We start from the raw sequence: 19,871 nt of genomic DNA, 5'->3' as shown, positions 1-19,871 counted from the left end.
GTTGAGCACCAACATCATCACCACCGAAGGCCATGAGGCCCTGAAAAAAGAGCTGGATCACCTGTGGCGTGTCTACCGCCCCGAGATCACCCAGAAGGTGACCTGGGCGGCATCGCTGGGTGATCGCAGCGAGAATGCCGATTACCAATACAACAAGAAGCTGTTGCGCGAGATCGACCGCCGGGTCCGGTACCTGCGCAAGCGCCTTGAGGATGTAAAGGTCGTGGCGTATTCGCCAGAGCAGGAAGGGAAGGTGTTTTTCGGTGCCTGGGTCGAGATCGAGAACGACGAGGGCGAGACCAAGAAGTTTCGTATTGTCGGGTATGACGAGATCTATGGGCGTAACGACTACATCTCGATCGACTCACCCATGGCCCGTGCCTTGCTCAAAAAGGAGGAGGGCGACGAGGTGGTGGTGCAGACCCCGACCGGCGACGCGGCCTGGTACGTCAACAGCATCAGCTACACGTAGGAGCGGCCTTGTGTCGCGATGGGCCGCAAAGCGGCCCCAGTACAGGCGATGGCTAATTAAGTGAACAGTATTACGCTCCTGTAGAGGTTTTTCACCCCTCCCGCAACACGGTCAATGGGCTGGCATTGAGCGCCCGCCGCGTGCCGAGCACCCCAGCACCCCCCACCAGCACTGCCCCCGCCAGCGGTAGCACGAGCAGCCACGGGTGCGGGTTCCATTGCAGGTCGAAGGCATAGCGGTACAGCACCAGCGTGATCAGCTCGCAACCCAGTGCAGCCAGCAACCCGCTGGCTGCGCCCAGCAGGCCAAACTCGATACGTCTTGCCTTGACCAGCAATGGCCGTGCCGCGCCCAGTGCCCGCAGCAGGGCGCCTTGGCGAATGCGTTCGTCCAGTGTTGCCTGCAAGCCGGCGAACAGCACCGCCAAGCCTGCCGCCAAGACGAACAGTAGTACGTACTCGACCGCCAGGGTGACCTGAGCAAGGATGCTGCGCAGCTGATCCAGCAACGCGTCAACCTGCAGGATGGTCACCGCCGGGAAAGCCCGTGACAGCGCGACCACATCCAGGTCATGGCCTGGGGCCAGATAGAAGCTGGTGAGGTAAGTCGTGGGCAACCCCTGCAGCGTGCCAGGCTGGAAGATCATGTAGAAGTTCGGCTGGAAGCTGTCCCAGTGCACACTGCGCAGGCTGCTGACCCGGGCCTGGCGTTGCTGGCCACCGATGTCGAAGGTCAGCAGGTCACCCAGTTGCAGCTTCAGGCTCGTGGCCAGTTCGGCCTCCACCGAAACGCCCGGTATCTCGTCGCCCGACGGCAGTGCCTGCCACCATTCGCCTGCCGTCAGTGCATTGCCATTGGGCAATTCGGCGGCCCAGGTCAGGCTGAGGTCGCGTTGCACGGCGCGTTCGCCTGCGGAGTCCTTGCTGACGATCTGCTGCACCGGTTGCTGGTTGATCTGGATCAGGCGGCCGGGCGTTACCGGGTACAGCGGCGCCGAGGCTGCATTGACCTGCTGCAGGTGTTGAGCGAAGGGCTCACGATCATCCGGCAGGATGTTCAGGGCGAAGTGGTTGGGTGCATCCTTGGGCAATTGTGCCTGCCAGGTGTCGAGCAGCTCGGCACGCAGCAATGCGACCAGCGCCATGGCCAGCAGAATCAGGCCAAAAGCCAGGGCCTGGCCAGCGGCAGCCAACGGATGGCGCAACAATTGCCCGAGCCCAAGGCGCCAGGCCAGCGGGGCACCGACCAACAGTTGGCGCAAGCTGCGCAGGCCCAGTAGCAGCAGGCCGCCGAGCACCACCGCCGCGACCAGGCCACCGCCCAGCAGTGCGAAGGTCAGCAGCAAGTCTAGGCTCAGGCGCCACATGATCAGGCCCAGGGCCAACAAGGCGGCGCCATACACCAGCCAACTGCTGGGTGGCACCGGCAGCAGGTCACGGCGCAGCACGCGCAGCGGGGGTACCTGGCCGAGGGCGGCAATGGGCGGCAGGGCGAAGCCGGCCAGGGCGACCAGCCCGGTGCCGATGCCGGCCAGCGCGGGTACGACACCACCAGGCGGAACCACGCTCGGCAGCAGGCCGTGCAGCAGCCGGAACAGGCCCAGTTGCGCCAACCATCCAAGCAGGGCGCCTGCCACGGCAGCCACCAGGCCAAGCATGGCCAGCTGCACGCAGTACAGGCCCAGGGCCTGCCGACGGGAAAGGCCCAGGCAGCGAAGCAGCGCACTGGCATCCAGGCGCCGGGCGGCGTAGCGGCTGGCCGACATGGCCACGGCGACGCCGGCCAGCAATACCGCCACCAGGCTTGCCATGTTCAGGTAGCGCTCGGCTTTGCTCAGGGCGCCCCCAATCTGGCGGTTGCCATCGCGGGTGTCGAGCAGGCGCTGGTTGGCCGCGAGGTTTTTCTCCACGGCCTGGCGATACTGGGCCAGCGCTTCGACGTCGCCGCGCCACAGGTCGCGGTAGGACACCCGGCTGCCCGGCTGGATCACCCCGGTCGCGGCCAGGTCCGCCAGGTTCATCATTACCCGCGGGGTCAGGCTATAGAAGTTGTTGGCGCGGTCCGGCTCGTAGGTCAGTACGCGGCTCATGCCCAGGTTTTTCATGCCCACGTCGATGCTGTCACCGATCGCTAGCCCCAGCGCGGCCAGCAGCCTTGGTTCGACCCAGGCCTCCCCGGGCGCCGGGCCACCCCCGGGGGTTTCCTCGGCATAGGGGGCGGCGGCACTGCGAACTTGCCCGCGCAGGGGGTAGGCGCCGTCGGCGGCCTTGACGCTGGACAGTTGGATGCCGCTGTCACCGCCCACCACACTGGTGAATTCGACCACTTGGGCGTGGCGCAAGCCGAGGGCCTTGCCTGCGCTGATCTGTTCGTCCCGGGCAGGTGCGCTGCCTTGCAGCACCAGGTCGGCACCGAGGAATTCGCTGGCACGTAATTGCATGGCGCCGTTGAGGCGGGCACCGAAGTAACCAATCGCCGTACTGGCCGCAACGGCCACCAGCAGGGCAAAGAACAGCACGCGCACTTCGCTGGCGCGGATGTCGCGTAGCAACTGGCGCAACGCCAGGCCGCACAATCGGGAGAAGGGCATGCTGGTCATGAGCTCAGACCTCCACCGGGGCCACCAGGCGGCCGGCGTCCAGGCGGATAAGGCGCCGGCAGCGTCTGGCCAGGCGTTCGTCATGGGTGACCAGTACCAAGGTGGTGCCGCGCTCCTTGTTCAATTCGAACAGCAGGTCGCTGATGCGCTCGCCGGTGTGGCTGTCGAGGTTGCCGGTGGGCTCGTCGGCGAACAGCACGGCAGGTTGTGCCGCGAAGGCGCGGGCAATCGCCACCCGTTGTTGCTCGCCACCGGACAGCTGGCGCGGGGTGTGGCTCAGGCGCTTGCCCAGGCCAACCCGTTCGAGCAGGGTGCGCGCGTGTTCGCGGGCATCACGGCGGCCGTCCAACTCCAGGGGTAGCATGACGTTCTCCAAGGCGTTGAGGCTGTCTAGCAACTGGAATGACTGGAATACGAAGCCGACATGCTCGGCGCGCACGCGGGCGCGCTGGTCTTCGTCCAGTGGGCCCAGGTCATGCCCGGCGAGGATGACCTTGCCGGCGCTGGGCTGGTCGAGGCCGGCGAGCAAGCCGAGCAACGTCGACTTGCCAGAGCCCGAAGCACCGACGATGGCCAGGCTGTCGCCTTGGGCGAGATCGAGGGAGAGGGCGTGGAGGATGGTCAGATCGCCTTCCGCGCTGGGGACCACTTTGCTAAGGTTCTGCGCAACGAGAATGCTGGGGCCCATGGAGAATCCAATGCGAATGTGGTGGTTGAGTGCCGGTCTGGCCTTGTGTTGCCTGGCCCAGAGCGCCACGGCGGGAACGGTGCTAGTGGTTGGTGATAGTATCAGCGCCGGTTTTGGCCTGGATAGCCGCCAGGGGTGGGTCTCTTTGTTGCAGACCCGGCTCAAGGACGAAGGTTTCGATGATCAGGTGGTCAACGCGTCGATCAGCGGCGACACCAGTGCAGGAGGCCAGGCGCGGCTGCCGGCGCTGCTTGCAGCGCACAAGCCGGCGGTGGTGGTGCTGGAGTTGGGCGGCAATGACGGGCTGCGCGGGCAGCCGCCGCAGCAATTGCAACAAAATCTTGCTTCGATGATCGAGAGCGCTCGGCAAGCGGGTGCCAAGGTGCTGCTGCTGGGGATGCGCCTGCCGCCCAACTATGGTGTGCGTTACACCACGGCGTTTGCCCAGGTGTATGAACAGTTGGCTGCGGAAAAACAGGTGCCGTTGGTGCCGTTTTTCCTGGAGGGTGTGGGCGGTGTGCCGGCGCTGATGCAAGCTGATGGCATCCATCCTGCGCAAGGTGCCCAGCAGCGCCTGCTGGAAAATGCCTGGCCGGCGATAAAACCCTTGCTGTGACGCTTTAAACGGGGCCGGCTTTCGGCTAAGGTTGCGCCCCCCGTTTCGAGAGCCCCCGATGCCGCGCCCCGCCTGGTCCCTTTATGCCTACCAACTGATCGAGCCTGACGAACAGCTCGACCTGTTTGCCTGCCAGGAAGTTCGCGTCCACCTGGCGGCCCGCCAGCTTGAGCTGGGCGTGCCGGTCGACCGTACCTTGTGCGGCGGTTTGCTGCCCGCGCAGCCGCGCTGGTCCGGGGTGCAACGGTCGATCTACCGCGACGACCGCCTGTGCGCGCTCTGCCGCGCCATTCTCGACGCCCAGCGGCGCGGCATGCGCCCGGTGTGGCCGCAGCTTTGATGCCAAACCTGACACACCTTTCATCATCTGAAACGCTTGCGTGACGCCAATGCCTCCCGCTTGCATCGGTGCGGGTGTACAATCGATTCTCTTGACCCACCTTTCGAAGGATTTACCGGATGTTGCCGCGCTTTCCTGCCGTCACCCGTAGCCTGTCCCTGGCCGCCCTGCTGGTAGCGGGCCCCGCTGCTGCGCTGGAGCTGCCATTGCCACCCCCCGGTGAAGACATTGTCGGCCAGGTGCAGGTGATCAAGGCAAAGTACGAAGACACCTTCGCCGACATCGGCACTGCCAACGACCTTGGCTACCTGGAAATGATCGCCGCCAACCCGGGCGTCGACCCTTGGTTGCCGGGTGCCGGTACCGAAATTATCCTGCCGACCCGCTATGTGCTGCCGCCGGGGCCGCGCGAAGGCGTCGTCATCAACCTGGCCGAGTACCGTCTGTACTACTACCCGAAAGGGCAGAGCGTGGTGTACACCTTCCCGCTGGGCATTGGTCGTGAAGGTTGGGGGTCGCCGATCGCCAACACCAAGATCACGGCCAAGACCCCGAACCCGACCTGGACCCCGCCCGCTTCGATTCGCGCCGAGCACGCCGCCGACGGCGACATCCTGCCGACCGTGGTGCCTGCCGGGCCGGACAATCCGCTGGGCCCGTTCAAGTTCACCCTGGGTGTACCGGGTTACCTGATTCATGGTTCGAACAAGAAGTTTGGCATCGGCATGCGCACCAGCCACGGTTGCTTCCGCATGCTCAACAACAACGTAGTCGAGCTGTCGAAGATGGTGCCGGTAGGTACCCCAGTGCGCATCATCAACGAGCCTTACAAGTTCGGTATCAGTGCTGGCAAGGTCTACCTCGAAGCACACACGCCGTTGGACGATCAAGGTAATCCGTCGGTGGTGGATAAGCACACTGCGGTTATCAATGCATTGCTCAAGCGTGAAGACCTTGCGAACAACCTGCGCATGAACTGGGACATGGTGCGTGACGTGGTCGCCGCTGAAGATGGCATGCCCGTCGAAATTGCCGTCCCAGTCGATAATCAGGGTACGGCGCCGATGGTTTCGAGCATCCCGCCTGAACTGCAGTAAGCGTTCGCGAGCTGCCCAGGGCCTGCCTTAGTGCAGGCCTTTTCGTTTGTGCACTGCGTGTTGCGCGGCAATAAAAAAGCCGACCCACAAGTGGGTCGGCTTCATAACAATCCGTGAGGACTATTACTTGCGGCTGGCTTTGTCCAGCATACGCAGAGCGCGCTCATTGGCTTCGTCAGCGGTTTGCTGAGCCTTCTGAGCGGCTGCCAGTGCGTCGTCAGCCTTACGGTAGGCTTCGTCTGCACGAGCTTGAGCGCGAGCTGCTGCGTCTTCAGTCGCAGTCAGACGAGCTTCGGTTTCTTTGGATACGCTGCTGCAACCGGTAGCCAGAACTGCGGCCAGAGCCAGAGCAGAGAATTTCAGAACGTTGTTCATCGTGTTCCCCTTCAAGGACTTTCTATTAAAGAGCCATCTCTCGGAAAAGAGAAACTGGCCGGCGTACATAGTACCCATTACTTGTAGTAAGTAAACTGACTGAGCGCAAGAACTGCAAAAAAAATGTTGCTCCAGGTCACGCCGACAAGATTTGCGACGCGTTTGTGAAAAAAACGTACAGGGGCCGCAACCGTCTGTACTACGGGAACTTTTTTGTTGAACTAACGGTGACTTTGTCTGTCGTTCAGCGTCTTAAGCCCTACAACATCCGGCTGCTGTTGGCGTAACGGGAAGAGTCCATTAGCGACGTTTTTTGCCGTTTTTAACCATTGCCACCTTGAGCAATCCTGCTTGCCGCGCCTACTATCTTGTGAATGCCCGAGGGTAGAACGATTGCAATCGTCCTGTGGTCCAAGGGGCAACAGGTGGCGTAGAGGATTCTGTGCCGGATAAACCACCATCGGTTAAGGTATGGGTCTGCCGAGAAGACCTGCGAGGAGTAGTGATGAGCGAAGCGCTGACCATCCACCATGACCAGGCCGGTCATCAGTTCGAGACCAACGTGGACGGTCATCGTGCCTATCTGACGTACATGGATCTGGGCAAGCAGACGCTGGACATCTATCGCACCTTCGTGCCTAACGCCCTGCGCGGGCGTGGCATTGCCGCAGCGCTGACCGAGCGGGCCCTGGAGTATGCCGAGCAGATGGGGTACACGGTGATTCCGTCGTGCTCTTATGTAGAACGCTACATGGAACGCCAGCAGCGTCACTCGAGCAAAGTCTGAACCTATAAAAAAAGGGCCGCTTAGCGGCCCTTTTTTTGTCAGCCGCGCTGGCGCTGCGGCAGTACATCCTTGAGCTTGGCGTGCATGCTGCGCAAGGTCTTCTCAGTCGCAGCCCAGTCAATGCAGGCGTCGGTCACCGAAACACCGTATTGCAGTTCGTTCAGGTCTTTCGGAATCGACTGGCAGCCCCAGTTCAGGTGGCTCTCGACCATCAGGCCGATGATCGACTGGTTACCTTCGAGGATTTGGTTGGCGACGTTTTCCATCACCAGTGGCTGCAGGGCCGGGTCCTTGTTGGAGTTGGCGTGGCTGCAGTCGACCATGATGTTGGCCTTGATCTTGGCCTTGGCCAGGTCCTGTTCGCACAAGGCGACGCTGACCGAGTCATAATTGGGCTTGCCATTGCCGCCGCGCAGCACCACGTGACCGTAAGGGTTGCCCTTGGTGGTGACGATGGAGACGCCGCCTTCCTGGTTGATGCCAAGGAAGCGGTGCGGTTTGGACACTGACTGCAGGGCGTTGATCGCAACGGTCAGGCCGCCATCGGTGCCGTTCTTGAAGCCGACCGCCGAAGACAGGCCCGAGGCCATTTCGCGGTGGGTCTGGGATTCGGTGGTGCGGGCGCCGATGGCCGACCAGCTGATCAGGTCCTGCAGGTACTGCGGGGAGATCGGGTCGAGCGCTTCGGTAGCGGTCGGCAGGCCCATTTCAGCCAGGTCCAGCAGCAGTTGGCGGCCGATGTGCAGGCCGTCCTGGATCTTGAACGAGTCATCCAGGTACGGATCGTTGATCAGGCCTTTCCAGCCTACGGTGGTGCGCGGCTTCTCGAAGTACACGCGCATGACCAGATAGAGGGTGTCGGACACTTCCGCAGCCAATACCTTCAGGCGTTCGGCGTACTCGTGGGCAGCCTTGATGTCGTGGATGGAGCAGGGGCCGACCACGACGAACAGGCGATGGTCCTTGCCGTCGAGAATATCGCGCACCACTTGGCGGCCGGCAGTCACGGTCTGCAGGGCCGTGGCGCTGAGGGGGATTTCCTTCTTGAGCTGATCGGGCGTGATCAGGGTCTCGTTGGAGGCAACGTTTAAGTCGTCGATCGGTAAATCAGCCATCGTGTTACTCGTCAGGTCACGGGTGCCGGCCGCCAGCAATCCCCGTGCGGCCCAGCAGCAAGAATGTTCGCAGCGGGGAGCCGAACCTTAGCGCGTTACAGGTGGCGCGACAATGGGCTTTGGCCTGTCAGGGCAGGGATTTTCCCGTGCTGGCGGCGCCGTTGCGCGATTGGGGTGCCCAGCGGGCCGCAACCGGTGTAAAAAAGCGCTCTGACATTTACCTGGAGATCGGCATGCATCCGCGCAAACCACGTATCGGGATCATCGGCAGTGGTGCCATCGGCGGCTTTTATGGGTTGATGCTGGCGCGGGCCGGTTTCGACGTGCACTTCCTGCTGCGCAGCGAATACGAGGTGGTGCGCGACCAGGGGCTGGTGCTTGAAAGTGCCGTGCATGGCGCGTTGCAGATGCAGATTCAGGCGTATGCCAATGTTGCCGACATGCCGCAATGCGACTGGCTGCTGGTGGGCGCCAAGGCCACCAGCAACGACCAGCTGGCGCCGCTGATCGTGCAGGCCGCTACACCTGACGCACGCGTGGTGCTGCTGCAGAATGGCCTGGGCGTGGAGGAGCAACTGCGCCCGGCATTGCGCGACGACATGCACCTGCTCGGCGGCCTGTGCTTCATTTGCGTCAATCGCCAGGCCCCGGGGGTGATCCGCCATCAGGCACTGGGTGCGGTCAACCTGGGCTATCACAGTGGGCCGGCAAGCGAGGGTGGTGCTGCGCTGGTCAAGGAGGGCGCTGGGCTGTTCCAGGCGGCGGGTATCGATTCGCAGGCCATGGACAACCTGAGCCAGGCCCGTTGGCAGAAGCTGGTGTGGAACGTGCCGTATAACGGGCTTTCGGTGTTGCTCGGCGCCAGCACCACGCCGCTGATGGCCGACCCGCATAGCCGGGCGCTGATCCAGGCGTTGATGGACGAGGTGGTGCAAGGCGCTGCAGCGTGTGGCCATGTGCTGCCCGAGGGGTATGCCGAGCATCTGTTCCAGGTCACCGAACGGATGCCCGACTACTGGCCAAGCATGTACCACGACCATGCCCAGCAGCGCCCGCTGGAGCTTCAGGCCATTTATGGCGAGCCGCTGGCGCGCGCACGGGCGGCGGGCTGCAGCTTGCCGCGCATGGAGATGCTGTACCAGGCGCTGTCGTTCATCAGCCGCGATACACGCCCCATCTGACGCCTCCTGCGGCCCGCGCCAGCAGCACGCCGGACGGCAAAGCGTGCGTGCGGCGCGCTGCTAAGCTGAAGCTTGCTCTGCCGCAGCGGCAGTCGAGGAGGTCGAATGATCCGCTCCATGCTGTACGCCACCGACCTCGGTGTCTACGCCCCTTTTGTCATGCAGCACGCCCTGGCATTGGCGCGCACGTTCAATGCCGAGTTGTATGTGATTCACGCCGTGGAGCCCATGGGCCAGTTCGCCGAGTCGCTGCTGCAAAGCTATCTCGATGAGCAGACGCTCGACCAGTTGCACAGCCAGGGCGTCAACACGGTCATGGCCAATATCGAACAGCGCGTGCTGGAAAATTTTCGCGATGAACTGGGCGAGGAGGCGGACCTTGCGGTCATCAAGGCGGTGCGTGTGCGCCAGGGTGACCCTGCCCAGGTCATACTCGACCAGGCGCAGCGCTTGAGCGTCGATTTGCTGATTTTCGGAAGCCACAGTGCCGGTGCGGGCGTTGATGTGCCGCTGGGGCGAACGGCGGTGCGGTTGCTGCAGTTGTCGCCTGTGCCGGTGTATATGGTGCCGCTTGCACAGCACCTGGGACGTAGGAAAACGTGAAGCTGGCCGTAGGCTATTACTGGGGCGCGTGTAACAAAATAGTTCTAGATTTATTTCCAGAACCACTAATATAGTTATATATCGTCGCTGCCTGCTGCCGCTGACTCACCGCTGAACCGAGGGAAACCTATGAAGCTTCAACAACTGCGCTACATCTGGGAAGTGGCGCACCACGACCTCAACGTCTCCGCGACGGCGCAGAGCCTGTATACCTCCCAGCCAGGTATCAGCAAGCAGATCCGTTTGCTCGAAGATGAGCTGGGCGTTGAAGTCTTTGCCCGCAGCGGCAAGCACCTGACCCGCGTCACGCCGGCAGGTGAGCGCATCATCAATACCGCTGGCGAAATCCTGCGCAAGGTCGAGAGCATCAAGCAGATCGCCCAGGAATTCTCCAACGAGAAGAAGGGTACCTTGTCCATCGCCACCACCCACACCCAGGCCCGCTACGCGCTGCCGCCGGTGATCAGCAGCTTCATCAAGCAGTACCCGGAAGTGGCCCTGCACATGCACCAGGGCTCGCCGATGCAAATTGCCGAGATGGCCGCTGATGGCACTGTCGACTTCGCCATCGCCACCGAGGCGCTGGAGTTGTTCGGCGACCTGATCATGATGCCGTGCTACAAGTGGAACCGCTGCGTGGTGGTTCCGCAGGGGCACCCGCTGACCAAGCTGCCGAAGCTGACCCTGGAAGCCGTTGCCGAATACCCGATCGTCACTTACGTGTTCGGTTTTACCGGCCGTTCCAAGCTGGACGAAGCTTTCAACCATCGCGGCCTGACGCCGAAAGTGGTGTTCACCGCCGCCGACGCCGACGTGATCAAGACTTACGTGCGCCTGGGTCTGGGTGTGGGCATTGTGGCCAAGATGGCCGTTGACACCAAGCTCGACAGCGACCTGGTGGCCCTGGATGCCAGCGAACTGTTCGAGGCCAGCATCACCAAGATCGGCTTCCGCCGTGGCACTTTCCTGCGCGGCTTCATGTGCGACTTCATCGAGAAGTTCGCCCCGCACCTGACCCGCGAAGTGATGGCCAAAGCCATCCAGTGCCATAACAAGCAAGAGCTTGAAGAGCTGTTCGAAGGCGTCGAGCTGCCGGTGCACTAAGCCGTTCGAGCATGAAAAAACCGGCCCTTGGGCTAATGGTCAGTTAAGCTTCATCCGCCTTAATTGGGGCTGCTGCGCAGCCCATCGCAGGCAAGCCAGCTCCTACAGGTGAGCGAGATTCTCAATAAATACGCTACACCTGTAGGAGCTGGCTTGCCTGCGATGGGCCGCGCAGCGGCCCCATTGGCCGGTTTTTCTTTACCTGTCGATCAGCCCTTGCTGATCAGGTTGCCGGCGTGCAGGCCGCATTCCTTCTGGGTCGACTCTTCCCACCACCAGCGGCCTTCACGCTCGTGCTGGTTCGGCAGCACCGGGCGTGTGCACGGTTCGCAGCCAATGCTGATGAAGCCGCGCTCGTGCAGGCTGTTATAGGGCAGCTCGAGCATACGGATGTAGCCCCACACTTCTTCGCTGCTCATCTGTGCCAGCGGGTTGAACTTGTACAGGGGGCGCTCGGGGGTAGAGAAGGCGCTGTCGATTTCCAGTGCCGCCACCTGGCTACGCGTGCCTGGGCTCTGGTCGCGACGCTGGCCGGTGGCCCAGGCGCTTACCGTGGCCAGTTTGCGGCGCAGGGGTTCGATCTTGCGGATGCCGCAGCACTCGCCGTGGCCGTCCTTGTAGAAGCTGAACAGGCCCTTTTCCTTGACGAACGGGTCGAGCTTGCTGCGATCCGGGCTGAGGATTTCGATCGGCATGTCATAGTGCTCACGGACCTGGTCGATGAAGCGGTAGGTCTCTGGGTGCAGGCGGCCGGTGTCGAGGCTGAAGACCTTGACCTGTTTGTTCAGCTTCCAGGCCATGTCGACCAGCACCACATCCTCGGCGCCGCTGAAGGAGATCCACAAGTCGTCGCCGAAATGCTCGAAGGCGAGTTTCAGGATGTCTTGCGGTGACTTGTTGGCATAGGTCGCGGCGAGGGCGGCGACGTCGAAGGGTTGGCTCATCAGGCGGTTTCCATCTTGGCTGTGGCGCTGTGCGCTCGTAATGAGGTGATGGTAACAAAAAATGCTGGGTTAGACGCCTGGCATAAAGGCCTTGTGGCGCCGAATCAGAGCTGTTGCAAGGTCTCCATCAGCACCCGCACCTTGGCAATCGATTCTTCGTATTCCGACGCCCAGTCGGAGTCCGCCACCACTGCGCCGCCGCCCCAGCAGCTGACCTGGCCATCCTTCACCAGCAAGCTGCGAATGGCGATGGAGCTGTCCATCTCGCCGCGCACATCCACGTACAGCAACGAGCCGCAATACAGTGCACGGCGGCTGGGCTCCAGTTCGTCGATGATCTGCATGGCGCGGATCTTCGGCGCCCCGGTGATCGAGCCGCCGGGGAAGCTGTCGCCAATCAGGTCCAGTGGGTCCTTGTCGGTGGCCAATTGCCCGGTGATGCTGCTGACCAGGTGGTGAACGTTGGGGTAGCTTTCCAGGCTGAACAACTCGGGCACCTTGACCGAGCCGATCTGGCAGGTACGGCCCAGGTCGTTGCGCAGCAGGTCGACGATCATCAGGTTTTCCGAGCGGTCCTTGGGGCTGTGCAGCAGCTCTTCGGCGTTGCGGGCGTCCTGGTCGGGGTTGCTTGAGCGTGGTCGGGTGCCCTTGATCGGGCGAGTCTCGACCAGCCCTTGGCTAACCCGAATGAACCGCTCCGGCGAGAAACTCAGCAGTGCGCTGCCATCGGCCAGTTGCTGGTAGCCGGAGAATGGCGTCGGGCACGCTTTGCGCAGCGCCTGATAGGCGCGCCACGGGTCGCCCTGGCACGGTGCGCGGAAGCGTTGCGTCAGGTTGATCTGGTAGCAATCGCCGGCCTGAATGTAGCGTTGCACCTGGTCGAACGCTGCTTGGTAGTGCTCGGGCTTCAAGTCGCCGGTCATGTTGGCCAGCAGGTGGAAATCGCCAGTTGCAGCACAATCGGGGGCTTCGAACAGGGCAATCAGGCGCTCGCGCTCAGCGCTTGCCAGGCTTGGGTGGAACACCAGCTGGCTGGTTGCCAGCGTGTGGTCGGTCACCAATGCCCAGCGGTACAGGCCAAGTTGCGCATCGGGCAGGCCGAGGTCATCGACGGCCAGGCTGGGCAGGTTTTCCAGGCGCCGGCCGAAGTCGTAGCTGAGGTAGCCGATCAGGCCGCCGGCAAACGGCAGTTCCACCCCAACCGGCAAGTCGGCGTGGCCCAGTTGTGCCAGCCCTGCGCGCAGCCGTTGCAGGAAGGCGCGGCCGTCCTCGTCTGCGTGGGCTTGCAGGTGTTGCATGGGCCAGGCGCTGAGCAGGTCGAAGCGGCCGCGTTCGGCACCGGGGCGGGCACTGTCGAGCAGAATCGCGCCGGGCGCCTGGCGCAGGCGGGCGAAATAGGCGGCAGGGTCAGGCTGGTAGGGCAGGGGGTGGAGCGTACAGGTCGGCATCAGTGTGGACGGCGATGTAAAAGCGAGGAGGGCGATTGTAGACCTGTGTAGGAAATGCGCCTAGCGTTAGCGCGACATTCAACATTGTGTTTTGCCCATTCGCAGCACAAGGCTGCTCCTACAGGGAAGGGCTGCGCGGTACCTGTAGGAGCAGCCTTGCGCTGCGAATGGCTGCAAAGCAGCCCCGGCAATCTCAGCGCGGATGCACGTGCCCGAACAGCCCTTGCGAGACACGAACGCGCTGTTCGGCATCCTCGGTCACGCCGTCCTTGGCCAGCGCCTCGATGTGCGCCTCGATGGCGTGGGTGCGCTGGGTCAGCCCGCAGTCGTTGGCAATCTGGATGTTCAGGCCTGGGCGGGCGTTGAGTTCCAGAATCAGTGGGCCCTTTTCCTGGTCCAGCACCATGTCCACACCGATGTAGCCCAGGCCGCACAGCTCGTAGCAGCCAGCCGCAAGCTTCATGAAGCCGTCCCAGTTCGGCAGTTGCACGCCGTCCACGGCGTTGGTGGTGTCCGGGTGCTTGCTGATGATGTTGTTCAGCCAGGTGCCGCGCAGGGTCACCCCCGTGGCCAGGTCGACACCTACGCCGATGGCGCCCTGGTGCAGGTTGGCCTTGCCGCCGGACTGGCGGGTCGGCAGGCGCAGCATGGCCATGACCGGGTAGCCCATCAGCACGATGATGCGGATGTCCGGCACGCCTTCGTAGCTGATGCTCTTGAAGATCTGGTCCGGCGTGACCCGGTACTCGATCAGCGCCCGGTCGCGGTGACCGCCCAGCGAGTACAGGCCGGTAAGGATGCTCGAGATCTGGTGCTCGATTTCCTCGTGGCTGATGATCTTGCCCGACACCGTGCGGTAGCGGTCCTCGAAGCGGTCGGCGATCACCAGGATGCCGTCACCGCCGGCGCCTTGCGCCGGTTTGATGACGAAGTCGCTGCGCCCGCCGATGATTTCATCGAGCTTCTCGATCTCTTTCTCGGTCTCGATGACGCCGTACATTTCCGGCACATGAATGCCGGCCGCGAGCGCACGCTCTTTGGTGATGATCTTGTCGTCGACGATCGGGTACAGGTGGCGCTTGTTGTACTTCAGGACATAGTCCGCATTGCGCCGGTTGATACCCATGATGCCCCGGGCCTCCAGGGCTTTCCAGGTCTTGATCAGTCCGAACATCAGGCATCAGCCTTCTTCAGGAACGCCTTGAAGCGAACGAGCTCGGTCAGGCGGTAGCCGCGGTAGCGACCCATCGCCAGCATGAAGCCCACCAGAATCAGCAGCACCGCCGGGAAGGTGAAGACGAAGTACACCAGCTCCGGCACCATCATCAGCAGGTGCGCGACGGACGCTGCGAACAGGGTGCCGATGGCCACTTTCATGGCATGGCCACCGCCGCGCTCTTCCCAGGTGATCGACAGGCGTTCGATGGTCATGGTCAGGATCACCATCGGGAACAGCGCCACCGACAACCCGCGCTCCAGGCCCAGCTTGTGGCTGAACAGGCTGATGGCGGCGATCAGCACCACCACGAAGGTCAGCACCACCGACAGGCGTGGCAGCATCTGCAGCTTGAGGTGTTCGAGGTACGAGCGCAGTGACAGGCCCAGCGCCGTGATTACCGTGAACAACACGATCCCAAAGCCCAGTTGAGTCTCGCGGAAGGCCAGGGCGATCAGTACCGGGGTGAAGGTACCTAGGGTCTGCAGGCCGATCAGGTTGCGCAGCACCAGGATCACCAGCACGCCGATCGGGATCATCACCATGATCATGAAGGTCTGCTGGGTCTGCAGCGGCAGGCCGTACAGCGAGTACTCGAGGAAGTCGGCGTCGGTGTTCTCGTCGGTCAGCTTGGCCAGGCGGATGGCGTTCATCTCGCTGTTGTTCATGCTGAAGGTGACGTTGGCTTTCTTGCCGCCATCGACGGTGATCAGGTTGTCATCACCGGTCCACCACAGCAAGCGGTCGTTGGGCAGGCCCTGCTCGCCGGTGTCCGGGTTGAAGTACAGCCAGTCGTTGCCGTTGAAGCTGCGCAGCCACAGCTCTGGGGTCTGCGGGGTGTCGGCGACCAGGCGGATGGTGTGGACCTTTTCCATCGGCACGTGGGCGATGGACAACAGCAGGTCGATGACCTGGGCCTTCTTCATGGCCGAGGTGTCGCCGGCCAGCAGCAGCTTGACGTTGTCGTCGTTGAGGTTGTTGACCCGCTTGATGGTCTCGCTGACGAAGGTCTCAACGTCGGCCGAATGCTGGCGGATAGGCGCCATCAGGGCTTCGGCGGCGATCTTCTCGGGGCCGTCGACTGCCAGGCTGTCACGGAAGGTCGGGCCCTTGATGGTGGTCTTTTCGTTGCTGTAGCGCTTGGTCAGCACCAGGCGGTAATAAAGCGTCTGGTTGCCGCTGGCGCGGCGTGCCGACCAGGTCACCTTGCGGTTGCCGTCGGCACGGTTGACGCTTACCCCATAGTTGTTGGAGATGAAGCTCTCGTTGAGGCTGACGTAGTCGCGGTTCAGTGGCGGCACGAACATCTGCACCTTGACCGGGTCCTTGGTGCTGGCCACGAACTCGACCTTGGCGTCGATATTCCACAGGTCGTCGGTTTCGTCTTCGGTCACCGGGATGCCGAGGAAGAAGATCTGATAAGCGGTGACCGCCACGCCCAGCAGCACCAGGACGGTGATCAGGACTTTCAGATGGAGGGTAAGAGAGCGCATCGGGATTACTCTGCTTTAGGAGCGTCGGTGGCACAGGCAGGTTTGCCGGCCGCGTATTTAAGGCTTGGGTCGACCAGCGCGTCGAAGTGCTTGAGCGCCTCGGAGCCGATCAGCAGCGGGAACTGGAACGCGCTACGGTCGGTGAGGTTGACTTCGATGGTGCGCAGGGCCTGGCCCATGCAGATTTCGAGTTCGATGACCGGGCGCGCGGTGTAGGCCTTGCCCGATTCGGCATCGTAGTCGCCTGCCCGTCGCTTGATCTTGCTGACGCGCGCGAGGGGGCGTTCGATCGGGTGCGAATGGGCGGCATCGATGGCCAGGTAGAAACGCACCCAGCTCTCGCCGTTACGCTTGAAGCGCTTGATGTCGCGGGCGCTGAGCGAGGCGGTCTTGGCACCGGTGTCGAGCTTGGCGGCCACTTCCAGGTCCAGGTCGCCCAGCTTTGCGTATTCGTTGAGACCGTACACGGTCTTGCCCGCCGCTTGGCCGATGGCCGGCAGCAGGGTGAGGCATAGCAGCAATAAAACGGGTGTAAGTCTCATAATCCTGGCGCGGTACTGTGCAGGGTTCGGGGCAAGGCGACTGGCAACGACTGCGCAAGCTTCCTCGTTCATCTGTCAACAACATGAATAGATGACAGACACGCTATCCATACTCCGTCGGAGGCGCGGCATTCTATCACGCCGACGTCTTGACGCCAGCGCGTCGCGATCTGACAGCGGCGGGGCAGGGTTAGTTCGTTATTAGACGATTGTCGACAATGTTCATTTTGTCTTTGACTGATCGCGCTTAATTAGCTAATTTCTGGCCATGTGATTATCAGGGTGTCGACAATATGCTGGACCTATCCACTCCCAGCCCAGCGTTGGCGGACGAAACGGAAACCTTGTCCGAAAACGTCTTTCGGCGCATCCAAGCGGCCATCGTCAAGGGCGACATCGCCCCGGGCAGCAAGATCTCCGAGCCGGAGCTGGCGCGCACCTACGGCATCAGCCGCGGGCCGCTGCGCGAGGCCATCCACCGTCTCGAAGGCCAGCGCCTACTGGTGCGCGTGCCGCATGTCGGGGCGCGGGTGGTGTCGCTCAACCATGCCGAGCTGATCGAGCTGTACGAAATCCGCGAGTCGCTCGAAGGCATGGCCTGCCGCCTGGCCGCCGAGCGCATGAGCCAGGCCGATATCGACGAACTGCGCCGGGTGCTCGACACCCATGAGCGCGATGCGGCGTTCCAGGCGGGTGTCGGCTACTACCAGCAGGAAGGTGACTACGACTTCCACTACCGGATCATCCAGGGCAGCGGCAACCAGACCCTGGTCAAGATGCTGTGTGGCGAGCTGTACCAGCTCGTGCGCATGTACCGCATCCAGTTCTCCGCCACGCCCAATCGGCCACGCCAGGCGTTTGCCGAACACCACCGGATTCTCGATGCCATCGCCGACCGTGACGGTGAACTGGCCGAACTCCTGATGCGCCGCCACATCGGCGCGTCCAAACGCAACATCGAGCGTCACTACCTGGACGCCAACGACAATAGCCCACGAGGTGATTCATGACTGTGAAGAGCACGCCCGGCCAACGTTTCCGCGACGCGGTTGCCGCCGAACATCCCTTGCAGGTAGTCGGCGCCATCAACGCCAACCATGCCCTGCTGGCCAAGCGCGCCGGCTTCAAGGCCATCTACCTGTCCGGTGGCGGCGTGGCCGCAGGCTCCCTGGGCCTGCCGGACCTGGGCATCAGCGGCCTGGACGATGTGCTCACCGATGTGCGCCGCATCACCGACGTCTGCGACGTGCCGCTGCTGGTGGATGTCGACACCGGCTTCGGTGCCTCGGCGTTCAACGTGGCGCGTACCGTGCGCTCGATGAGCAAGTTCGGCGCAGCTGCGATCCACATCGAAGACCAGGTTGGCGCCAAGCGTTGTGGCCACCGCCCGAACAAGGAAATCGTCACCCAGCAGGAAATGGTCGACCGTATCAAGGCCGCCGTCGATGCCCGTACCGATGACAGCTTCGTGATCATGGCGCGCACCGATGCCCTGGCCGTCGAAGGCCTGAATGCTGCGCTGGACCGTGCCGCAGCGTGCGTCGAGGCCGGCGCCGACATGATCTTCCCGGAGGCCATTACCGAGCTTTCGATGTACAAGACCTTCGCTGACCGCGTGCAAGCGCCGATTCTGGCCAACATCACTGAATTCGGCGCCACCCCGCTGTACACCACCGAAGAGTTGGCGTCGGTCGACGTGTCGCTGGTGCTGTACCCGCTGTCGGCGTTCCGGGCCATGAACAAGGCGGCCGAGAATGTCTACACGGCGCTGCGTCGTGACGGCACCCAGAAGAACGTGGTCGACACCATGCAGACCCGCATGGAGCTCTACGATGCCATTGGTTACCACGCCTTCGAGCAGAGCCTCGATGCGTTGTTTGCCCAGAAGAAAGGATAAGTGACTTCCTGTGCTGGCCCCTTCGCGGGACAAGCCCGCTCCCACAGGGGTGGCACAGGTCCAAGGCATGGCGCTGTACCTGTAGGAGCGGGCTTGCCCGCGAAGAGGCCGGTACAGGCAAACCGAATTAGCCAGCAAGAAATCCATAACAAATTCAAGAAAGGAGAAACACCATGGCCGAAGCAAAAGTACTCAGTGGCGCAGGCCTGCGTGGCCAGGTGGCCGGCCAGACCGCACTGTCGACCGTTGGCCAGGCCGGTGCTGGCCTGACCTACCGTGGCTACGACGTCCGTGACCTGGCGGCCGGTGCTGAATTCGAAGAAGTGGCCTACCTGCTGCTGTACGGCGAGCTGCCGACCCAGGCCGAGCTGGCTGACTACAAGCGCAAGCTGAAGGGCCTGCGTGACCTGCCGCAAGCCCTCAAGGAAGTGCTCGAGCGCATTCCACGTGACGCCCACCCGATGGACGTGATGCGCACCGGCTGCTCGGTGCTGGGCACCCTAGAGCCCGAATTGACCTTCGAAGCCCAGCACGACAAGACCGACCGCCTGCTGGCGCTGTTCCCGGCCGTGATGTGCTACTGGTACCGCTTCTCCCACCATGGCGTGCGCATCGACTGCACCAGCGATGAAGACACCCTCGGCGGGCATTTCCTGCACCTGCTGCACGGCAAGAAGCCAAGCGAGTTGCATGTCAAGGTGATGAACGTGTCGCTGATCCTCTACGCGGAGCACGAATTCAACGCCTCGACCTTCACCGCACGCGTCTGCGCTTCGACCCTGTCCGACCTGTACTCCTGCGTCACCGCCGCCATCGGCTCGCTGCGTGGCCCGCTGCACGGCGGTGCCAACGAAGCGGCGATGGAGCTGATCGAACGCTTCCAGAGCCCGCAGGACGCCACGGCCGAGCTGCTTAAGATGCTGGAGCGCAAGGACAAGATCATGGGCTTTGGCCATGCCATCTACAAAGAGTCCGACCCGCGCAACGAGGTGATCAAGGGCTGGTCGAAGCAACTGGCTGACGAGGTCGGTGACAAGGTCCTGTACCCAGTGTCCGAAGCCATCGACAAGACCATGTGGGAGCAGAAACGCCTGTTCCCTAACGCCGACTTCTACCATGCATCGGCGTACCACTTCATGGGCATTCCGACCAAGCTGTTCACCCCGATCTTCGTCTGCTCGCGCCTGACCGGCTGGGCGGCGCACGTGTTCGAACAGCGTGCCAACAACCGCATCATCCGCCCGAGCGCCGAGTATGTCGGCGTCGAACAGCGCCAGTTCGTGCCGATCGAGCAGCGTTGAATAGATCTAGAGAGGCAACCCGTTCCCTTGTGGGAGCGGGCTTGCCCGCGAAG

Annotated in this window: 20 protein-coding genes; 11 read left to right on the top strand and 9 right to left on the bottom strand. The window is 62.7% G+C overall.

Annotation, left to right across the window (positions count from 1 at the left end; genetic code table 11):
• The first annotated feature begins 1 nt into the window (after position 1).
• Positions 2-472 carry a transcription elongation factor GreB gene (gene greB, locus QOS90_RS16235; RefSeq protein ID WP_027593937.1) on the top strand — a complete coding sequence of 157 codons (471 nt, stop codon included), beginning with the start codon at positions 2-4 and terminating at the stop codon, positions 470-472.
• Positions 473-563: 91 nt separating this feature from the next.
• Here greB and QOS90_RS16230 read toward each other — a convergent pair whose 3' ends face one another.
• Both QOS90_RS16230 and QOS90_RS16225 read right to left on the bottom strand, forming a co-directional pair.
• On the bottom strand, positions 564-3,071 hold the full coding sequence (locus tag QOS90_RS16230; protein ID WP_085273232.1) for an ABC transporter permease: 2,508 nt from the start codon (positions 3,069-3,071) through the stop codon (positions 564-566).
• Positions 3,072-3,075: 4 nt separating this feature from the next.
• Complete coding sequence (locus QOS90_RS16225) at positions 3,076-3,759, bottom strand: ABC transporter ATP-binding protein (RefSeq protein ID WP_027593935.1); 684 nt, start codon at positions 3,757-3,759, stop codon at positions 3,076-3,078.
• A gap of 10 nt (positions 3,760-3,769) precedes the next feature.
• Between QOS90_RS16225 and QOS90_RS16220 the strand changes: the two genes are divergently transcribed.
• The 3 genes from QOS90_RS16220 (at position 3,770) to QOS90_RS16210 (ending at position 5,812) form a co-directional block, all read left to right on the top strand.
• Positions 3,770-4,375, top strand: coding sequence for an arylesterase (locus QOS90_RS16220; RefSeq protein WP_027593934.1), 606 nt, complete (start codon positions 3,770-3,772; stop codon positions 4,373-4,375).
• Between the two features lie 58 nt (positions 4,376-4,433).
• Complete coding sequence (locus QOS90_RS16215) at positions 4,434-4,715, top strand: hypothetical protein (RefSeq protein ID WP_027593933.1); 282 nt, start codon at positions 4,434-4,436, stop codon at positions 4,713-4,715.
• Positions 4,716-4,834: 119 nt separating this feature from the next.
• Positions 4,835-5,812, top strand: a complete 978-nt coding sequence (locus tag QOS90_RS16210; protein WP_085273233.1) for a L,D-transpeptidase family protein — start codon at positions 4,835-4,837, stop codon at positions 5,810-5,812.
• 123 nt (positions 5,813-5,935) lie between these two features.
• Here QOS90_RS16210 and oprI read toward each other — a convergent pair whose 3' ends face one another.
• Positions 5,936-6,187: an outer membrane lipoprotei OprI gene (gene oprI, locus QOS90_RS16205; protein WP_003259780.1), complete on the bottom strand. Its 252-nt coding sequence runs from the start codon at positions 6,185-6,187 to the stop codon at positions 5,936-5,938.
• 505 nt (positions 6,188-6,692) lie between these two features.
• Here oprI and QOS90_RS16200 point away from each other — a divergent pair.
• Complete coding sequence (locus tag QOS90_RS16200; RefSeq protein ID WP_025338432.1) at positions 6,693-6,974, top strand: GNAT family N-acetyltransferase; 282 nt, start codon at positions 6,693-6,695, stop codon at positions 6,972-6,974.
• Between the two features lie 38 nt (positions 6,975-7,012).
• On the opposite strand, the gene QOS90_RS16195 is transcribed toward QOS90_RS16200, so the two are convergent.
• Entirely contained in the window at positions 7,013-8,089 is a 1,077-nt protein-coding gene (locus tag QOS90_RS16195; RefSeq protein ID WP_027593931.1) for a 3-deoxy-7-phosphoheptulonate synthase, read from the bottom strand.
• Between the two features lie 233 nt (positions 8,090-8,322).
• On the opposite strand from QOS90_RS16195, the gene QOS90_RS16190 reads away from it, so the two are divergent.
• The 3 genes from QOS90_RS16190 (at position 8,323) to cysB (ending at position 10,977) form a co-directional block, all read left to right on the top strand.
• Positions 8,323-9,270 (top strand): putative 2-dehydropantoate 2-reductase, encoded by a 948-nt coding sequence (locus tag QOS90_RS16190; RefSeq protein ID WP_027593930.1) that lies wholly within the window; start codon positions 8,323-8,325, stop codon positions 9,268-9,270.
• A gap of 105 nt (positions 9,271-9,375) precedes the next feature.
• Positions 9,376-9,873: a universal stress protein gene (locus QOS90_RS16185; RefSeq protein ID WP_027593929.1), complete on the top strand. Its 498-nt coding sequence runs from the start codon at positions 9,376-9,378 to the stop codon at positions 9,871-9,873.
• 129 nt (positions 9,874-10,002) lie between these two features.
• A complete protein-coding gene (gene cysB / locus QOS90_RS16180; protein WP_027593928.1) occupies positions 10,003-10,977 on the top strand; it encodes an HTH-type transcriptional regulator CysB in 975 nt (324 codons plus the stop codon).
• A gap of 209 nt (positions 10,978-11,186) precedes the next feature.
• On the opposite strand, the gene QOS90_RS16175 is transcribed toward cysB, so the two are convergent.
• The 5 genes from QOS90_RS16175 to rloA all read right to left on the bottom strand — a co-directional run bounded on the left by QOS90_RS16175 (position 11,187) and on the right by rloA (position 16,620).
• Complete coding sequence (locus QOS90_RS16175) at positions 11,187-11,921, bottom strand: phosphoadenylyl-sulfate reductase (protein ID WP_027593927.1); 735 nt, start codon at positions 11,919-11,921, stop codon at positions 11,187-11,189.
• Between the two features lie 104 nt (positions 11,922-12,025).
• Positions 12,026-13,369 carry an aminodeoxychorismate synthase component I gene (gene pabB / locus QOS90_RS16170; protein ID WP_027593926.1) on the bottom strand — a complete coding sequence of 448 codons (1,344 nt, stop codon included), beginning with the start codon at positions 13,367-13,369 and terminating at the stop codon, positions 12,026-12,028.
• Between the two features lie 193 nt (positions 13,370-13,562).
• A complete protein-coding gene (locus QOS90_RS16165) occupies positions 13,563-14,543 on the bottom strand; it encodes an alpha-L-glutamate ligase-like protein (RefSeq protein ID WP_027593925.1) in 981 nt (326 codons plus the stop codon).
• Positions 14,543-16,078, bottom strand: coding sequence for an osmotic stress tolerance membrane protein RloB (gene rloB, locus QOS90_RS16160; RefSeq protein WP_027593924.1), 1,536 nt, complete (start codon positions 16,076-16,078; stop codon positions 14,543-14,545). Before rloB ends, QOS90_RS16165 begins: the two co-directional genes overlap by 1 nt.
• A gap of 5 nt (positions 16,079-16,083) precedes the next feature.
• Positions 16,084-16,620 (bottom strand): retropepsin-like aspartic peptidase RloA, encoded by a 537-nt coding sequence (gene rloA, locus QOS90_RS16155; protein WP_027593923.1) that lies wholly within the window; start codon positions 16,618-16,620, stop codon positions 16,084-16,086.
• Positions 16,621-16,913: 293 nt separating this feature from the next.
• Here rloA and QOS90_RS16150 point away from each other — a divergent pair, with 293 nt between their 5' ends.
• The 3 genes from QOS90_RS16150 to prpC all read left to right on the top strand — a co-directional run bounded on the left by QOS90_RS16150 (position 16,914) and on the right by prpC (position 19,818).
• On the top strand, positions 16,914-17,630 hold the full coding sequence (locus QOS90_RS16150) for a GntR family transcriptional regulator (RefSeq protein ID WP_027593922.1): 717 nt from the start codon (positions 16,914-16,916) through the stop codon (positions 17,628-17,630).
• Positions 17,627-18,517 carry a methylisocitrate lyase gene (gene prpB, locus QOS90_RS16145; protein WP_027593921.1) on the top strand — a complete coding sequence of 297 codons (891 nt, stop codon included), beginning with the start codon at positions 17,627-17,629 and terminating at the stop codon, positions 18,515-18,517. The genes QOS90_RS16150 and prpB overlap by 4 nt, the downstream gene beginning before the upstream one ends.
• Positions 18,518-18,690: 173 nt before the next feature.
• On the top strand, positions 18,691-19,818 hold the full coding sequence (prpC, locus tag QOS90_RS16140) for a bifunctional 2-methylcitrate synthase/citrate synthase (RefSeq protein ID WP_027593920.1): 1,128 nt from the start codon (positions 18,691-18,693) through the stop codon (positions 19,816-19,818).
• The last annotated feature ends 53 nt before the right edge of the window (positions 19,819-19,871 follow it).

It is taken from the genome of Pseudomonas sp. LAIL14HWK12:I10, assembly GCF_900184205.1.
Lineage (GTDB): Bacteria > Pseudomonadota > Gammaproteobacteria > Pseudomonadales > Pseudomonadaceae > Aquipseudomonas > Aquipseudomonas kermanshahensis.
The sequence above is the reverse complement of the archived record's forward strand: the minus strand, read 5'-3'. Positions and strand labels throughout refer to the sequence as shown.